The sequence below is a fragment of the Variovorax sp. RA8 genome, from assembly GCF_901827175.1.
Classification (GTDB): domain Bacteria; phylum Pseudomonadota; class Gammaproteobacteria; order Burkholderiales; family Burkholderiaceae_C; genus Variovorax.
Genome location: NZ_LR594662.1, coordinates 2,955,282 through 2,970,553, shown reverse-complemented (window position 1 = coordinate 2,970,553; position 15,272 = coordinate 2,955,282). Strand labels below are relative to the sequence as shown.

Annotated in this window: 12 protein-coding genes; 10 read left to right on the top strand and 2 right to left on the bottom strand. The window is 71.4% G+C overall.

Annotation, left to right across the window (positions count from 1 at the left end; translation table 11 throughout):
* The first annotated feature begins 9 nt into the window (after positions 1-9).
* From E5P3_RS13985 to E5P3_RS13965, 5 genes are read left to right on the top strand one after another with little or no spacing between them, the layout of a single operon-like run.
* Positions 10-984 (top strand): NADPH:quinone oxidoreductase family protein, encoded by a 975-nt coding sequence (locus E5P3_RS13985; RefSeq protein ID WP_162586535.1) that lies wholly within the window; start codon positions 10-12, stop codon positions 982-984.
* Positions 981-2,663 carry a urocanate hydratase gene (gene hutU / locus E5P3_RS13980; protein ID WP_162586534.1) on the top strand — a complete coding sequence of 561 codons (1,683 nt, stop codon included), beginning with the start codon at positions 981-983 and terminating at the stop codon, positions 2,661-2,663. Before E5P3_RS13985 ends, hutU begins: the two co-directional genes overlap by 4 nt.
* A 19-nt stretch (positions 2,664-2,682) precedes the next feature.
* On the top strand, positions 2,683-3,867 hold the full coding sequence (locus E5P3_RS13975) for a CaiB/BaiF CoA transferase family protein (protein ID WP_162586533.1): 1,185 nt from the start codon (positions 2,683-2,685) through the stop codon (positions 3,865-3,867).
* On the top strand, positions 3,864-5,159 hold the full coding sequence (locus E5P3_RS13970) for an amidase (RefSeq protein ID WP_162586532.1): 1,296 nt from the start codon (positions 3,864-3,866) through the stop codon (positions 5,157-5,159). Before E5P3_RS13975 ends, E5P3_RS13970 begins: the two co-directional genes overlap by 4 nt.
* On the top strand, positions 5,156-6,103 hold the full coding sequence (locus E5P3_RS13965) for a PDR/VanB family oxidoreductase (protein ID WP_162586531.1): 948 nt from the start codon (positions 5,156-5,158) through the stop codon (positions 6,101-6,103). Before E5P3_RS13970 ends, E5P3_RS13965 begins: the two co-directional genes overlap by 4 nt.
* Before the next feature lie 26 nt (positions 6,104-6,129).
* On the opposite strand, the gene E5P3_RS13960 is transcribed toward E5P3_RS13965, so the two are convergent.
* A complete protein-coding gene (locus tag E5P3_RS13960; protein WP_162586530.1) occupies positions 6,130-7,776 on the bottom strand; it encodes a phosphoethanolamine transferase in 1,647 nt (548 codons plus the stop codon).
* Between the two features lie 123 nt (positions 7,777-7,899).
* On the opposite strand from E5P3_RS13960, the gene E5P3_RS13955 reads away from it, so the two are divergent.
* The 4 genes from E5P3_RS13955 to E5P3_RS13940 all read left to right on the top strand — a co-directional run bounded on the left by E5P3_RS13955 (position 7,900) and on the right by E5P3_RS13940 (position 13,360).
* On the top strand, positions 7,900-10,452 hold the full coding sequence (locus tag E5P3_RS13955; RefSeq protein WP_162586529.1) for an FtsX-like permease family protein: 2,553 nt from the start codon (positions 7,900-7,902) through the stop codon (positions 10,450-10,452).
* A gap of 11 nt (positions 10,453-10,463) precedes the next feature.
* Positions 10,464-11,534 carry a PLP-dependent cysteine synthase family protein gene (locus tag E5P3_RS13950; protein WP_162586528.1) on the top strand — a complete coding sequence of 357 codons (1,071 nt, stop codon included), beginning with the start codon at positions 10,464-10,466 and terminating at the stop codon, positions 11,532-11,534.
* 35 nt (positions 11,535-11,569) lie between these two features.
* Positions 11,570-12,589 (top strand): lipocalin-like domain-containing protein, encoded by a 1,020-nt coding sequence (locus E5P3_RS13945; protein ID WP_162589681.1) that lies wholly within the window; start codon positions 11,570-11,572, stop codon positions 12,587-12,589.
* A gap of 111 nt (positions 12,590-12,700) precedes the next feature.
* Entirely contained in the window at positions 12,701-13,360 is a 660-nt protein-coding gene (locus tag E5P3_RS13940; protein WP_162586527.1) for an FABP family protein, read from the top strand.
* Here E5P3_RS13940 and E5P3_RS13935 read toward each other — a convergent pair.
* Positions 13,335-13,910 (bottom strand): NnrU family protein, encoded by a 576-nt coding sequence (locus E5P3_RS13935; protein WP_162586526.1) that lies wholly within the window; start codon positions 13,908-13,910, stop codon positions 13,335-13,337. The two genes, E5P3_RS13940 and E5P3_RS13935, sit on opposite strands and share 26 nt — an antisense overlap.
* A 242-nt stretch (positions 13,911-14,152) precedes the next feature.
* Here E5P3_RS13935 and E5P3_RS13930 point away from each other — a divergent pair, with 242 nt between their 5' ends.
* Positions 14,153-15,256, top strand: a complete 1,104-nt coding sequence (locus E5P3_RS13930; protein ID WP_162586525.1) for a glycosyltransferase family 2 protein — start codon at positions 14,153-14,155, stop codon at positions 15,254-15,256.
* Positions 15,257-15,272: the final 16 nt, after the last annotated feature.

Genomic DNA, 15,272 nt, shown 5'->3' with positions numbered 1-15,272 from the left:
ACGCCAACGATGAAAGCCTGGCTGGTGGACCAGCCCACCGGCATCGCTGCGGTCCAGCGCCTCGAGGTGCCGCGCCCCGTGCCCCATGCCGGCGAAGTGCTGGTGCAGGTCACGGCAGCCGCGCTCAATTTTTCCGACCTGCTGATGCTCAAGGGCCAGTACCAGGTGAAGCCGCCGCCGCCCTTCTCGCCCGGGCAGGAGATCGCCGGCCGCGTGGTCGAGGCGCCGCCGGGCAGCACGCTGCGCGTGGGCGAGCGCATCGCCAGCAAGGTGGAATGGGGCGGCTTCGCCGACTATGCCGCGGTGCGCGAGACGATGGCGATCCGCCTGCCCGAGGGCCTGGACGACGCCGCGGCCGCGACGCTGCCGGTGGTGTGGCCCACGGCGTGGATCGCGCTGCACGAGCGCGCCCGGCTGCAGCCGGGCGAAACGGTGCTGGTGCACGCCGCGGCCGGCGGGGTGGGCCTGGCCTGCCTGCAGCTGGTGCGCGCGGCCGGCGCACGCTCGATCGCGCTGGTGGGAAACCGTTCCAAGTTCGAGGCCTGCCGCGCCGCGGGCGCCGACGAGGTCGTCAGCATGGAAGACCCCTGGACCGACATCGTGCGCGAGCACGGCGGCGCCGACGTGGTGGTCGACACCGTGGGCGGCGACGCCACCCTGCAGAGCCTGCGCTGCATCGCGCGCAACGGGCGGCTGCTGCTGGTGGGCTTCTCGAGCGGGCAGATCCCTCAGATCCCCGCCAACCGCCTGCTGCTGAAGAACCTATCGGCGCTGGGTGTCTACTGGTCGCACGACTGGAGCCTCGCGCAGGTGCAGCGCGCCGTCGATGCGCTGCTGGACCTGCATGCGCGCGGCGCGATCCGCATCGCGCCGGGGCGCAGCTACCCCTTCGCGGAACTCCCGCTGGCGCTGCGCGACCTGGCGGCGCGCGGCACGGTCGGCAAGAGCGTGCTGCTGGCCGACTCCTCGGGAGACATGCCATGAACGAACGATCGACACCCGCAGGGCCCCACCCGGTGCGCGCCCCGCGCGGTACCCGCCTGAACACCGCCGACTGGAGCATCGAGGGCGCCCTGCGCATGCTCATGAACAACCTGGACGCCGAGGTGGCCGAGCGGCCCGAGGAGCTGGTGGTCTACGGCGGCATCGGCAAGGCGGCGCGCAACTGGGAGGCCTACGAGCGCATCGTCTCCAGCCTCGAACAGTTGCGGCCGGACGAGACGCTGCTGGTCCAGTCGGGCAAGCCGGTGGGTGTGTTCCGCACGCACGCGGGCGCGCCGCGCGTGCTGATCGCGAATGCCAACCTCGTGCCGCACTGGTCCACGGCGCAGCACTTCAACACGCTCGAGCGCCAGGGCTTGATGATGTACGGCCAGATGACTGCCGGCTCCTGGTTCTACATCGGCAGCCAGGGCACGGTGCAGGGCACCTACGAGACCTACTGCGAAGTCGCGCGCCAGCACTTCGGCGGCGAGCTGGCCGGCCGCTGGCTGCTGACCGCGGGCCTGGGCGGCATGGGCGGCTCGCAGCCGCTGGCCGGGCGCCTGGCCGGCGCCGCGGTGCTGGTGGTCGAGGCGCGGCAGAGCCGCATCGACATGCGGCTGCGCACCGGCTACCTCGACCGGCAGGCGCGCGACCTGGAAGAGGCGCTGGCGCTCGTCGCCGACGCCAGGGAACGCCGCATCGGCCTCTCGGTCGGCCTGCTGGGCAATGCCGCCGAGGTGCTGCCCGCGCTCGTGCGCCGCGCGCAGGCAGGCGGCATGCGGCCCGACGTGGTGACCGACCAGACCGCGGCGCACGACCTGCGCAACGGCTACGTGCCCGCGGGCTGGAGCGAGCAGCGATGGAACGAACAGCGTGCCGCCGACCCGGCCGCGGTGGAGGCGGCGGCGCGCGATTCGATCGTGACGCATGTCGAAGCCATGCTGGCCTTCAAGGACATGGGCATCCCGGTCTTCGACTACGGCAACAACATCCGCCAGGTCGCCTTCGACGGTGGCTTGGCGCGGGCCTTCGAGTTCCCCTCTTTCGTCGTGGCCTACGTGCGTCCGCTGTTCTGCAGCGGCAAGGGGCCGTTCCGCTGGGTCGCGCTCTCGGGCGACCCGGAGGACATCTACAAGACCGATGCACGCCTCGCTCAGCTCTTCCCCGATGACAGGCCGCTGCAGCGCTGGTTGTCGCTGGCGCGCGAGCATGTGCGCTTCCAGGGCCTGCCTGCGCGCATCTGCTGGCTCGGCCTGGGCGAGCGTCATCGCGCGGGCCTCGCCATCAACGAGATGGTCGCCAGCGGCGAACTCTCGGCACCGGTGGCCATCAGCCGCGACCACATGGACTCGGGCTCGGTTGCCAGCCCCAACCGCGAGACCGAGGGCATGCTCGATGGCTCCGACGCGGTGGCCGACTGGCCGATCCTCAACGCGCTGCTGAGCTCCGCCTGCGGCGCCTCGTGGGTCAGCGTGCACAACGGCGGCGGCGTGGGCATCGGCTACTCCACCCATGCCGGCATGGCCGTGGTGGCCGATGGCTCGGCCGACGCCGCGCGGCGCATCGAGACGCTGCTGTGGAATGATCCGGCCACCGGCGTGATGCGCCATGCCGATGCGGGCTACCCGATCGCCATCGAGACCGCGGCCCGGCATGGCCTGCGATTGCCTTCGCTTTGAATTCAAAGGAGACACATCCATGGGACTGTTGACGGGCCTGCGCGTGATCGACCTGTCGCGCGTGCTCTCGGGGCCGTACTGCACCGCGCTGCTCGCGGACCTGGGCGCCGAGGTGATCAAGATCGAGGCGCCGGCCGGCGACGACGCGCGCCACTTCGGCCCCTTCCTCGAAGGCCGCAGCGTTTATTTCTCGCTCATCAACCGCAACAAGAAAAGCCTGGCGCTGAACCTGCGCGACGAACGCGCGCAGTCCATCGTGGCGGCGCTCGCGGCCACGGCCGACGTGGTGGTGGAGAACTTCCGCCCTGGCGTGGCGAAGCGGCTGCACGTCGATGCGGACACGCTGCGAGCCATCAACCCGAGGCTGGTCTACCTGAGCATCTCGGGATTCGGCCAGCAGGGCCCGGCCACGGGGCTGCCGGCGTACGACCTGATCATCCAGGGCATGTCGGGACTGATGTCGCTGACCGGCGATCCTGCCGGCCCGCCCACCGCCACTGGCGAATCGATCAGCGACCTGTGGACCGGCCTCTTCGGCTCCTGGGCCGTGCTGGCTGCCCTGCAGGCCCGCACGCGCACCGGCACCGGCGAGACCATCGACCTGGCGATGTTCGACGCCATGATGTCGCTGCAGATGACCGGCCTGGCCCAGCTGCAGGCCACGGGAAGCGCCCCGCAGCGCGTGGGCAGCCGCCACCCGGTGACGGTGCCGGTCGACTGCTTCGCCGCGCGCGACGGCCACCTGACCATCGTCGTGCCCACCGACGCCCTGTTCGCGCAGCTGTGCGCGGCGATGGGCCGGCCCGAGCTGGCCGCCGACCCGCGATTTGCCCAGGGCGCCGCACGCCGCGCCCACCAGGCCGAGCTGCGTGCGCTGATCGCCGAGTGGTTCTGCACGCTCACCGTCGACGAGGCGGTGGCGCGCTGCCAGGCCCACGACATCCCGGCCGGCCCGGTGCACGACCTCGGCCAGGCCATGGCTTCGGAGCAGGCGCGCGCACGCGGGCTCGAGACGCGCGTGCCGCACCCGGTGTTCGGGCAGGTCGGCATCGTGCCGCAGCCGGCCCGCTTCGCCAGCGGGGGCACGGCCGAGGCGGTGCGCGAGCCGATGGTGGGCGAGCACGGCGATGCGCTGCTGCGCGACATCCTCGGCCGCAGCGACGAAGAGATCGCGGCACTGCGCAACTCGGGAGTACTGGCATGAGCAACACGGCTTATATTGACATGACGGCCGTCGCGCTGCGGCAGGCCTTGGCGCGCGGCGAACTGAGCGCCGAGGCCGTGGCCCGCGCCGCGCTCGAACGCATCGCAGAGCGCGAGCCGCAGATCCATGCCTGGCAGCACCTCGATGCCGAAGGCGCACTGGCCGCCGCGCGCGCCCTCGATGCTCGCGGCCTCCCCGGCCTGCTCGGCGGCGTGCCGCTGGGCGTCAAGGACATCATCGCTACCGCGGACTTGCCCACGCGCTACGGCTCGCCAATCTACGAGGGCTTCCGCCCCGCCGCGGACGCGCACTGCGTTGCCGCGGCGCGCGCGGCCGGCGCGGTCGTGATGGGCAAGACCGTGACCACCGAGTTCGCCTATTTCCAGCCCGGCCCCACCGCCAATCCGCGCAACCCGGCGCACACGCCGGGCGGCTCCTCCAGCGGCTCCGCCGCCGCGGTGGCCGCCGGCATGGTGCCGATTGCCTTCGGCACGCAGACCGCGGGCTCGCTGATCCGTCCGGCTTCGTACTGCGGCGTGTTCGCGCTCAAGCCCGGGTTCGGCGTCGCCAGCCTGGACGGCATCAAGCCCTTCTCGCCCTCGCTGGACACGCTCGGCTGGCTGGCGCGCAGCGCGGAAGACCTGGAGCTGATGCGCTGCGCAATGAGCGGCACGCCCTTCGAGCCGCTGCAGCCGCCCGCGCCGGATACGCTGCGCCTCGGCGTGTGTCGCACCCACGAGTGGCCGGCGGCCGATGCCGGCGGCGTCGCCGTCTTCGAGCAGGCCGTGAGGCTCGCGGGCGCGGCCGGCGCCGGCCTGCGCGACATCGCCCTGCCCGCTGCCGCGGCGGGTCTGCTGAATGCGCAGAAGACCGTGATGGCCTACGAGGCCGCGCGCCAGCTCGACGTCGAATGGCGGCTGTATCCCCAACAGCTCAGTGCCGCCCTGCACGGTTTGCTGCAGAGCGGCCGGGACTGCAGCGAGGCCGACTACCGGCAGGCCCTGGCGCAGGCCGGCGAAGGCCGCCGCACGCTCGGCACGCTGATGCAGGGCCTCGACGCCCTTCTGGTGCCCGCCGCGCCAGGCGAGGCGCCGGCCGGCCTGGCCGCCACGGGCGACCCGGTGTTCAGCCGCGTCTGGACCCTGCTTGGCCTGCCCTGTGTCAACGTGCCCGGACTGCACGGGCCGCAGGGCCTGCCGATCGGCGTGCAACTGGTCGGCCATCCGCAACGCGAGCGCGAGTTGCTGGCCGCTGCTGCGAGCCTTCACCCCATCCTGGCAAACGCACCATGAAACTCTCCGTGACGCGGGCCGAGCCCGCAGCCCAGGACATCCGCCGCATCGAGCTGCGCCACGCCGATGGCGGCCCGCTGCCGGCCTTCGCGCCGGGCGCACATGTGAAGTTCAAGCTCATGCTGCCCGGCGGGCATGCAACAGTGCGCGAGTATTCGCTGGTGGGCGCGCCCGAAGAGCGCGAGCGCTACGAGATCGCGGTGCTGCGCGAGCCCGCCGGCAGCGGTGGCTCGGCCGCCATGCATGCGCTCGCGATCGGCGACACGCTGGACGCCGAGGGCCCGGCCAACGAGTTTCCCCTGGCCGAAGGCGCGCGCGAGCACCTGCTGATCGCCGGCGGCATCGGCATCACGCCCATCCTCTGCATGGCACGGGCACTGGCGGCGCGCGGCGAGCCGATGCAGCTGCACTACGCCGCGCGCAGCGCGCAGCGCATGGCCTACCGCGAGGAAGCGGCCGCGCTGCCCGGTGCCACGCTGTACTGCGACGAGGGCGATCCTTCGCGCGGCATGCCGCTGGACGCAATCCTCGCGAACCCGGGCGAGGCGCGCCACCTGTATGTCTGCGGACCGCGCGGGCTGATCGCCGGTGTGCTGGAGCGCGCGGCAGCGCACGGCTGGCCGGCCGACAGGGTGCACTACGAGAGCTTCAACGGCGCCGTGGCGCTCAGCAACGACCGTCCCATCCGCCTCGAGCTGCGCGCCTCCGGCCGCACGCTGGAGGTCGCCGCCAACCAGAGCATCCTGGACGCGCTGATCGAAGCCGGAGTGGACCCGCTCCACGACTGCAGGCGCGGCGAATGCGGCATGTGCATGACCGCCGTGCTGGAGGGCACGCCCGATCACCGCGACCATGCGTTGAGCGCGCGAGAGCGGGCTGAGGGGAAGGTGATCTGCACTTGCGTCTCGCGTTCGCTGACGCCGGAGCTCGTTCTCGATCTCTGATTCCTTCGATGCCGATCGCGGTCGTGCTACGGGCCGGACTTGGCACCGCGCAGGCCCGTAGCGCTACCCTCCCAGCCCAGCCCGCGCGGCGACTCGCGGAAAGCCGGCCCCACCACCGAGTGCCAGGGCTCCCCGCCCTTGATGGAGATGCCGAGCAGGTCCAGCAGCGTCCACTCGAGCAGGTCGTTCTGGTAGGCACGCGCGGCAAGCTGGTCCCGCTCGGCGCGTTCCATCGGCGTCGAGGTCCAGAGCAACATCGGGACCTCATAGCCCGGTGGCCCGTCCGTATGCCCGGCGTAGTTGCGCGTGTGTCCCACTTCCTGGCCATGGTCCGAGGTGTAGAGAAAGTTGCGGGGTCCGTCGCCGGAAACGCGTATGAACTGCTCGAGCAGCCCGGAGACCACGTGGTCGTGGTAGAGCAGCGCGTTGTCGTACTCGTTGCGCTGGTCGACGATCCAGGGCATGCGCCCTTCCTGCCGCAGGCGCCGCGACACCGCGTCGTCGATTCCGTTGAACCGGGCAAACGCGTCCGGCCGGCGGCTTTCATAGTGCGGATGGGCGCCCAGCAGGTGCACGATGATCAGCTTGCGCGGCGCGGGATCGTCCAGCGCGGCCTGCCAAGCCGGACCCAGGCGCTCGTCCAGGCTGCGGTCGCCGCGCCCGCCGCCCGTGTTCTCGAGCTGCCGCACGTCGGCCTCCTGGGCGAAACGTTGGTTGATGTACCGGTCGTGCTGGTTGGAGATCCAGAAAGTCTTGTAGCCCACGGCCTTCGCCAGCAGCGTGACGCTGGGGCACAGCGGCTCGGCAGCGGGCGGGCTGTGGCGGTCCTTGCAGGTCAGCATCATCTGGACGGCGCCGACGGTGGCGGGATACGCGGCGAGCACGTCACGGAAGACAACCAGTTCCCCGGCCCTGCGCTGCAGCAGCGGCGAGGTGGGCCGGTCGTAGCCGTAGAGGCTCCAGTCGTTGCGGTTGACGCTCTCGCCGATCACGAAGGCCAGCGTGTTGCGCGCGGGTCCGGTGTACCGCACGTCGAGTGCCGCCACCCGCTGCGCCGAGGCCTCGCGCGTGGCCGCGAGCAGCCGGATGTGGGCCTGGTAGTCCATGTAGCCCGACGCCTGGGTCCACCAGGACGCGAAGGGGTTCGAGGCACGCAGCGCGGGATTGACGTGCAGCGCCACGAACAGCAGCATGAGCATGGCAAGGCGGCCGCGCCGCGGGGTGTGCGCGTCGATGCATCCACGCCAGCGCCGCGACCACAGTGCGACAGCGGCGAAGCCGAGGCCTGGCAGGAGGTAGAGGCCCAGTCGCACGGCGTGGTGCCGCATGAACTCCCACGCCTCCACTGCCGAGGTATTGCCGACAGCCTCCATCACCAGCGCCGAGTCGGGTCGGGTCTGGTACAGGTCCATCAAGCAGGTGCGCAGCATCAGGTCGAGCGCGAAGCCCAGGCGCCACAGGTTCTCGGCCACGGCGCGCGGACGCGCCGGCGGTGGCAGGAACATCAGCAGCCAGGCGCCGGACATGAACACAAGTGCCACCCTGGAGGCATCGCGCAGGCCCAGGTCGAACAGCCAGGCCAGCGTGAAGAGCAGGACCGCCAGTACGGCCGGCTCGCCTGCGAAGCCGCCGGCGCGCCGGCGAAGAGTCTGGTGAGGGGGTGAGGCGTGCATGGACAGCCAGCGGCTTGATTCGAAGGCCCGCGATGTTGCTGGCGCGCCACGAGCGGCAGTGCATTTCGCGACAATTTGCGAGGTTTGCGGCGGGCCAAAGCTGTCGCCGACAATGGCCGGCAGATGCGCGCGCTCCTCCGCACCTTCTCCTGGCAGGAACTCCGCCACCACCCCTGGCGCAGCGCCGCGGCGGTGCTCGCGGTCATGCTCGGCGTGGCGCTGGCCTTCTCGGTGCACCTGATCAACGCCTCGGCACTGGACGAGTTCTCCAGCGCGGTGCGCTCGGTCAACGGCCAGCCCGACCTCGAGCTGCGCGCCGCGCAGGGCGGCTTCGACGAGTCGCTGTTCGGCCGTGTCGCGCAGATGCCGCAGGTCCAGCTCGCCAGCCCGGTGCTAGAAACGCAGGCCGTGGCGCTGGCCGCCGATGCGCGCCGGCTGCCGCTGCGCGTGCTCGGCGTCGACGCGCTGGTGCTGCCCACGATCGCACCCGCACTGATGCCGCGGCCGGCGGACGGTGCCGACCGCTTCGCGCTGCTGGCGCCGGACACGGTGTTCCTCAACGCGGCCGCACGCAACGCGCTCGGCGAAGGCGCGACCCGGTTGCCGCTGCGCATCGGCGCGCAGACGCGCGAGCTGCGCATCGCCGGCCAGGTCGCGGCCGGCGGCGCCGCGCTGGCGGTGATGGACATCGGCGCGGCCCAGGACCTGTTCGGCCGCGGCGGACAGCTCACCCGCATCGACCTGCGGCTCGTGCCCGGCGCCGACCGCACGGCCTTCATGCGCGCGCTGCGCGAGTCGCCGGGGTGGCCCCCGAACATCCAGATCGCCGAGCCCGGCGACGCGGCCGAGCGCGTAAGCAATCTCTCGCGGGCCTACCGCGTCAATCTCACGGTACTGGCGCTGGTGGCGCTGTTCACCGGTGCCTTCCTGGTGTTCTCGGTGCTGGCCTTGAGCGTGGCCAAGCGCGCGCAGCAGTTCGCGCTGCTGGGCGTGCTCGGGCTCACGCCACGCGAGCGGCTGCGGCTGGTGCTGGCCGAGTCGCTGGCGCTGGGCCTGATCGGCAGCATTGCAGGGCTTGCGCTCGGCACCGCGCTCGCCGCCTTCGGCCTGCGGGTGCTGGGCGGCGACCTCGGCGGCGGCTACTTCGAGGGCGTGGCGCCGACGCTGCGCTGGCGGTGGGGGCCGGCCCTGCTCTACGGCGGCCTGGGCCTGCTGGCCGCGGCGGTCGGCGGCTGGTGGCCCGCGCGCGCGGCGCAGGCGCTGCCCGAGGCGCAGACGCTGAAGGGCCTGGGCGCGGCGCATGCGCAAGGGGGCGCGCACAAGCTGGCGCTGCTGCTGGTCGCTGCCGGCATCGCGCTGGCCATGGCACCGGCGGTCTTCGGCATTCCGATCGCGGCGTATCTCTCGGTGGGCTTCCTGCTGGTGGGCGGCATCGCGGCCCTGCCTTGGCTGATCGCGCTGCTCTACGACCGCCTGGCACCGGTCTTCGCGCGGCGGGTGCTGCCGATGCTGGCGATCGAGCGCGCGCGGCGCATGCGCGCCACCGCTGCGGTCGCGGTCAGCGGCGTGGTTGCGAGCCTCAGCCTGGCAGTCGCGCTCACGGTGATGGTGGCGAGCTTTCGCGAGTCGGTGACGCAGTGGCTCGACGTGGTGCTGCCGGCCGATCTCTATGTGCGCAGCGCGAGCGGCGGCGGTGGCGGCTCGGTCGGCGGCGACCAGGCGGCCTTCACGCCGGCCTTCGTGCAGGCGCTGACGGCGCTGCCGGGCGTGGCGCGCAGCGGCACGCTGCGCACGCGCGCGCTGCTGTTCGATCCGACGCGGCCCTCGGTCACGCTGATATCGCGCAGCCTCGATGAAGACGCGTCGCGCTCGCTGCCGCTGCTGGGCGCGGCGCAGCCGGTGCCCGCGGATGCGATCGGCGTCTACGTGAGCGAGGCGATGGTCGAGCTCTACGGCGCCAGGCCCGGCACCCGCTTCGAGCCGCTGGAGCGTGCCTTCGGCGGCGGTGCGCGCTTCTTCGTGGCCGGCGTGTGGCGCGACTACGTGCGGCAGTTCGGCGCCATCACCATGAACGCGCACGACTTCGAGCGCCTCACCGGCGACCGCAGCGTGAGCGATGTCGCGCTCTGGCTGGCGCCGGGCGCAGACGGAGCCCGGGTCCAGCAGGCCGTGCGTGCCCTGGCCGCGCGCGAGCTCGGCACGGCCGAGCCCGTCGAGATCGCCTCCGTCGGGCAGCTGCGCGCGACCTCGCTGCGCATCTTCGACCGCAGCTTCGCCGTCACCTATTGGCTCCAGGCGGTGGCGATCGGGATCGGGCTGTTCGGCATCGCGGCCAGCTTCAGCGCGCAGGTGCTGGCGCGGCGCAAGGAGTTCGGGCTGCTCGCGCACCTGGGCTTCACGCGGGCGCAGGTGCTGGCGGTGGTGGCCGGCGAAGGCGCGGCGTGGACGGCCATCGGCGCGGCCGCGGGCCTGGGGCTCGGGCTCGCGGTGGCGGTGGTGCTGGTGCATGTGGTCAACCCGCAGAGCTTCCACTGGACCATGGACCTGTTGCTGCCCTGGGGCCGCCTGGCCGCGCTGTGCGCCGCGGTGATGGCGGCCGGCACCGTCACCGCCTGGCTGGCCGGGCGCGCGGCGGCCTCGCGCGACGCGGTGCTGGCGGTCAAGGAAGACTGGTGACAATGCCGGCCATGAATGCATCCTCTTCCGCCTGCGCCGGCTGGCTCGCGAGCGCGATCCGCCGCATCGAGGCCGACTACCAGCGCAGCGCCGACACGCACCTGATCCCGCTGCTGCTGCCAGGCTTCGCCGCGCACGGCATCGACCTCTACCTCAAGGACGAATCGACGCACCCGACCGGCAGCCTCAAGCACCGGCTGGCACGCTCGCTCTTCCTCTACGCGCTGTGCAACGGCTGGATCGGCGAAGGCACGACCATCGTCGAGGCCTCGAGCGGTTCGACTGCGGTGAGCGAGGCCTACTTCGCGCGCCTGCTGGGCCTGCCCTTTATCGCGGTGATGCCGAAGAGCACTTCGCCCGAGAAGATCGCGCAGATCGATTTCTACGGAGGCCGCTGCCACTTCGTCGACCACGCGGCGCAGGTGTACGACGAGGCCCGCGCGCTGGCGCAGCGCGAGGGCGGCCACTACATGGACCAGTTCACCTACGCCGAGCGCGCCACCGACTGGCGCGGCAACAACAACATCGCCGAGAGCATGTTCCAGCAGATGGCGCACGAGCGGCATCCGGTGCCGGCCTGGATCGTGGTGGGTGCCGGCACCGGCGGCACCAGCGCCACCATCGGGCGTTATGTGCGCTTCCGCTGCCACGGCACGCAGGTCTGCGTGGCCGACCCCGAGGGCTCGGTGTTCGCGGCCTACCACCGCAGCGGCGATGCGACGCTGACGGCGCAGGGCTCGCGCATCGAAGGCATCGGCCGGCCGCGGGTGGAGCCCAGCTTCATCCCCTCGCTGGTGGACCGCATGGTCGAAGTGCCGAATGTCGAATCGGTGGCCGCGATGCGCGTGCTCTCCCGGCTGCTGGGCCGCAAGGTCGGGCCTTCGACCGGGACCAACTTCATCGGCATGCTGGCGCTGGCCGGCGAGATGCGCGCGGCCGGGCGGCAGGGTTCCATCCTCTCGCTGCTGTGCGACGCAGGCGAGCGCTACCTGCCCAGCTACCACGACCTCGGCTGGGTGGCGCAGAACTTCGGCGACTGCCGCGCGGCCGAGGCGCGCGTGCAGGCCGCGGTACTCCAGTGAGACCGCACGGACTGTCGCGGCGCGCCCTGCTCGCCATGACGGCGCTGGCAATGCCGGCCGCATGGGCGCTGCCCGAGCGCACGATGCAGTTCCCGCGCGACTTCGGCAGCCATCCAGAGCTGCGTACCGAGTGGTGGTACATCACCGGGCATGCCCGCTCCGGCACGCGCGAGTTCGGCTTCCAGCTCACCTTCTTCCGCTCGCGCGTGGACGCCACGCAGCAGATGCGCTCGGCCTTCGCGGCACGGCAGATGATCTTCGCGCACGCGGCCATCACCGACCTCGAGGCGCGCAGGCTGTGGCACGACCAGCGCATCGCGCGCGCGGGTTTCGGCATCGCGTCCGCCGCCGAGGGAGATACCGACATCCGGCTGCGCAACTGGACGCTCAGGCGCGACGCCGGCGGCTACACGGGCCGCCTGCCGGCCGAGGGCTTCACGCTCGACCTGCGCTTCACGCCGACCCGCCCGGTGCTGCTGCAGGGCAGGGACGGCCTGTCGCGCAAGGGGCCGGAGGCCGAGCAGGCCAGCTACTACTACAGCGAACCCCAGCTCGCGACGCAGGGCCGCCTCAGCATTCAGGGCCAAGGCTTCGATGTGCAGGGCCGCGCGTGGCTGGACCACGAGTGGAGCAACGCCTACCTGCATCCCGATGCGGCGGGCTGGGACTGGGTCGGCATGAACCTCGACGACGGCGGCGCGTTGATGGCCTTCCGGATCCGCCGGCGCGACGGCTCGGCATTGTGGTTCGGCGGCTCGCTGCGCACTGCCGATGGCCAGCTGCGCGTGTTCGGCACCGATGAAGTCCGATTCGAAGGCACGAACCCCTGGACCAGTCCGCGCACCCGGGCCGTCTATCCGCTGCGCTGGCGCATCGACACGCCCGCGGGCACCTTCACCGTGCAGTCCCTGCTCGACGACCAGGAGCTCGACAGCCGCGGCTCGACCGGCGGCGTCTACTGGGAGGGCGTGAGCGATCTGCTGGACGGCAGCGGCCGGCGCATCGGACGCGGGTACCTGGAGATGACCGGGTACGCGCAGCCGTTGCGGATGTAGCGCGGCGATCGTCCCGCCGGCCGGAATGAACACGGCAGAATCCGTGTCGCCGGAAGCGCCCGCTCTCCGGCCGCCAAGGCGCCCCGCAACCCCCATCGATCGCCCCCGCCCATGTCCAAGTTCCCCGACGACATCTACACCGAGCCCTCCGACCTGGATGGACGAACCCTCGACAACCTCGGCCCCCTGCGCCGGATGGCAGGCCTGTGGCGCGGCGAGAAGGGCGTGGACGTCAAGCCCAAGGCGCAGGGGCCGAAGACGCAGGTCTACGTCGAGCATTACGAGCTGCAGCCGATCGACCCGCAGACCAACGGCCCGCAGGTGCTCTACGGCCTGCGCTATCACACCTTCATCCACAAGCCTGGCCTCCGCAAGATGTATCACGACCAGGTCGGCTACTGGCTGTGGGAGCCTGCCAGCGGCACCGTCATGCACACGCTGGCAATCCCGCGCGGCCAGATCGCGATGGCCAGCGGGCAGGCCAGCCCGGACGCGGATCGCTTCGAGCTCGTGGCCACCCACGGGAGCCTGGTGAACGGCATCGTCTCCAACCCGTTCATCGAGCACGCCTTCACCACGCTGGAGTGGCGTATCGAGGTCGTCTTCAACGCCGACGGGACCTGGTCCTACGACCAGGACACCGTGATGCAGATCCAGGGGCTTGCCGAGCCCTTCCACCACACCGATCGCAACACGCTGACGAAGGTCGGCGAGCCCTCCCCGAACCCCCTGGGCGTCGGCGGCCCTAGCCCAGCAGCGGCACCCCGGTGAGCCAGGCGTGCGCCCGGAACAGGAGGCCGGCGTAGACCACCAGGCCTCCCACGAGCGCTGCGACATCATTGAGCGTGCTCGGCGGGGCGCCGGGCACGCGACGCGGCACGGCGCGACGTCCGGCGGCAATCCGGTCGGCCAGGGCCCAGATGAAGAAGGATCCGAACAAGAGCACGTCGGCCAGCGAGCCATTGGCCAGCAGGTGCGCTGCTGCCCAGAGCATGACTGCGAGCAGCATGGGATGCTTGGCCGCACGCTGTATGCGCCCGGGCAGGTAGGCCGCGAACAACAGGGGAAACACCGGCAGCATCAACAGCAGCGCGACGTGCCGCAGCGCGAGCGGCGGTGCATAGATCGCCAGCGGAGCCTGGCGCGCGACGCCGTAGCCATAGATGACCAGGATCAGCGCACCGAGCGAAACCAGGGAGTAGATGCCCTTCCAGACTTTTTCGCCTCGGCGTTCGACCTGCGTGTCGCGCCAGGCCGGCGCAACGATCGACACCGAGTGAATGCCAAGGAACAGGACGAGGCCGATGACCAGAAGAGACATGGATTCTCCGGACTGCACTGCAGCGCGCCACATTCTGGCACCAGCAGCCGCGGCGGGCTCGTGTCCTAGGGCTCGTTCGCGATGGCGACATCGTGGGCCGCGTTGAAGGCGATCAGGCCCTCGAGCGCGACATCCCCCTCGCTGACGACCATGACCAGGTACTGCTGAAACACTTGCGAACTACCTGCAATCCGCAGGCACAATCCGCAACGCCGCCCCTCGTGGCCTTTGAGGTCGCTGACGTGAAATTCGAAAAGATCCCGTTCGAGGCACCGTTCGCGATCGAGCCCATGGTCCTGGCCGAGCTGCCGGCCGTGCCGAAGGTCAGCATCGCGATCATCTGTTTCAACTACGGCCGCTTCCTGCCCGAATGTCTCGACAGCTGCCTCGGCCAGACCGTGCCGGCGCACCAGATCGTGGTGGTGAACGACGGCTCGACGGACGACAGCGCGCAGATCCTGGACGGCTACGCGGCGCGCTTCGCGCAGGTCCGGCCCATCCACCAGCCCAACGGCGGCATCTGCGCCGCCACCAACGCCGCCCTCGCCGCCTGCACCGGCGACGTGGTGCTGCTGCTCGACGCCGACGACGCCATCGCGCCGCAACGCATCGAGAAAGTGCTGGAAGCACTGCGCCGGCGCGTGGGCGGGCACTTTCCCGGATGGGCGCACAACGCCATGCAACGCTTCTCGCAGGACCAGCCCCATCTGGGCCTGACGCCCTACTATCCCGGCGGCCGTGCACCGGAGGGTTGGCTGGCCGCCGAGACCTTGAAGGCGGCGTCCTGCCTCGTGCTCTCGCTGACCTCGGGCCTGGCCTTCCGGCGCGAAGTCCTGGAGGCCATCGGCCCGCTGGACGCCGACCGGATGATGTACCAGGACCTGCAGCTGTGCACGGCCGCGGCGCTCCTCAGCCCCTGCGCCTGGATTCCCGAGCCGCTGACGCGCTACCGGGTGCACGGCGCCTCCGCGACCAAGGGTTCGATGGTGTCGGTGGCGCAGATCAAGGCGATGCGGCAGCGCGCCGCGCGCTTCGACCTGTGGCTGCGCGCGCAGCTCGAACGCCACCAGTGCGGCGCCTCCGCGCTGTGGCGGCCGCTGGACGACCAGGGGGGCTATCTCTGGCTCAGCTTCCTCGAACGCTGGCTGTCCGGGGAAGGCAAGGACCTCGGCCTGCTGCGGCGCGCGCTGCGCCACCCGGACACGCGCCAGGGGCCGCGGCAGTACCGCATCTACTACTACGGCAGCGTGCTGCTGCCCCGCGCGCTCTTCGTCTCGTATTCGCAACTGATCTTCGGGGCGAGCCCGCTCAAGACCGTGCTGCGCAAGTTGCTGCGCCGCGCCTGAGCCTGGCCTGAGCCGG

Excerpts from the sequence above, each read along its gene's own strand:
- E5P3_RS13985 (WP_162586535.1), top strand. The coding sequence starts at position 10 with ATGAAAGCCTGGCTGGTGGACCAGCCCACCGGCATCGCTGCGGTCCAG.
- hutU (WP_162586534.1), top strand. The coding sequence starts at position 981 with ATGAACGAACGATCGACACCCGCAGGGCCCCACCCGGTGCGCGCCCCG.
- E5P3_RS13975 (WP_162586533.1), top strand. The coding sequence starts at position 2,683 with ATGGGACTGTTGACGGGCCTGCGCGTGATCGACCTGTCGCGCGTGCTC.
- E5P3_RS13970 (WP_162586532.1), top strand. The coding sequence starts at position 3,864 with ATGAGCAACACGGCTTATATTGACATGACGGCCGTCGCGCTGCGGCAG.
- E5P3_RS13965 (WP_162586531.1), top strand. The coding sequence starts at position 5,156 with ATGAAACTCTCCGTGACGCGGGCCGAGCCCGCAGCCCAGGACATCCGC.
- E5P3_RS13960 (WP_162586530.1), bottom strand. The coding sequence starts at position 7,776 with ATGCACGCCTCACCCCCTCACCAGACTCTTCGCCGGCGCGCCGGCGGC.
- E5P3_RS13955 (WP_162586529.1), top strand. The coding sequence starts at position 7,900 with ATGCGCGCGCTCCTCCGCACCTTCTCCTGGCAGGAACTCCGCCACCAC.
- E5P3_RS13950 (WP_162586528.1), top strand. The coding sequence starts at position 10,464 with ATGAATGCATCCTCTTCCGCCTGCGCCGGCTGGCTCGCGAGCGCGATC.
- E5P3_RS13945 (WP_162589681.1), top strand. The coding sequence starts at position 11,570 with ATGACGGCGCTGGCAATGCCGGCCGCATGGGCGCTGCCCGAGCGCACG.
- E5P3_RS13940 (WP_162586527.1), top strand. The coding sequence starts at position 12,701 with ATGTCCAAGTTCCCCGACGACATCTACACCGAGCCCTCCGACCTGGAT.
- E5P3_RS13935 (WP_162586526.1), bottom strand. The coding sequence starts at position 13,910 with ATGTCTCTTCTGGTCATCGGCCTCGTCCTGTTCCTTGGCATTCACTCG.